Below are 894 nucleotides of genomic sequence, written 5' to 3' on the forward strand. Positions count from 1 at the left end.
CGCATCTCTTTGATAAGCCGATCCTGAAGTGTCTGATTTGCTCGCTCCACACGGCCTTTAGCCTGTGGACTGTTGGCACAAATCAACTCGATCCCAAGTTCAGAAAGTACACGGCCAAACTGGGTGACTCCGGTCGTAGTGGATCCTCCATTATTGACCCTGAAAATGCCGTGCTTATCGCTGTAGAACGCAAGGGGCTTGCCGTGTTGCTCGAGATACTCGCGAGTGGCCATCATGTAATCAAAAGCTGATTCAGTCTCACCAAAACGGAGGTGCATCAGGCGGCCAGTCGCGTCATCAATAAAGACGAGCAGGCAGCATTTCGGTGCACGGCCTTCAAACCAGTCNTGCGGNGAACCATCAATCTGAACAAGTTCTCCGAGGCAGTCACGCCGATATCTGGGTTGATGAACGCGGGGCCTGCGACGTGAATAAGGAACCCAGAGTCCATCCGCTGTCATCCATTTTCTGAGCGTTTCAACAGATACTGTGATGTTGTGGCGTTCGCGTAATTTTTCTGCGGCCAGTGTTGGTCCAAAGTCGCTGTAATGATCGTGAAGTAACGAAAGAACTCGCAGCTTCAGTGACTCAGGAAGCCTGTGATTACCAGGGCGTCCACGCCGAAGGTTTACCAATCCTGCGGCACCAGACTCACGAAAGCGGTTCATTAACCGCTGTGTCTGACGTTCGGTCAAAGCAAGCTGATGAGCAGCATCACGACGGCGCATACGTTTTTCAACAACTGATTGAATGACGTTGATCCGACTGATTTCTTTATCTGACATGGTCACAAGCATCCTGATGTCTCCATGGCCTGAGGATTGGATCCTTTATGCCAGAAAAAGTGACATCACTAAATGGGTTAAAAGTGACATTAGAATATGGGAGCTACAA

Annotated in this window: 1 protein-coding gene; it reads right to left on the reverse strand. The window is 50.0% G+C overall.

Annotated features, from left to right (window positions below; translation table 11 throughout):
• Positions 1-785: ISNCY family transposase (locus VZP09_RS24445; protein ID WP_328795514.1), on the reverse strand; the 785-nt coding region annotated here is incomplete at its 3' end.
• Between the last annotated feature and the right edge of the window lie 109 nt (positions 786-894).

Source organism: Klebsiella sp. EMBS2024 (assembly GCF_036233805.1).
In the GTDB taxonomy this organism is placed as follows: Bacteria; Pseudomonadota; Gammaproteobacteria; order Enterobacterales; family Enterobacteriaceae; genus Klebsiella; species Klebsiella pneumoniae.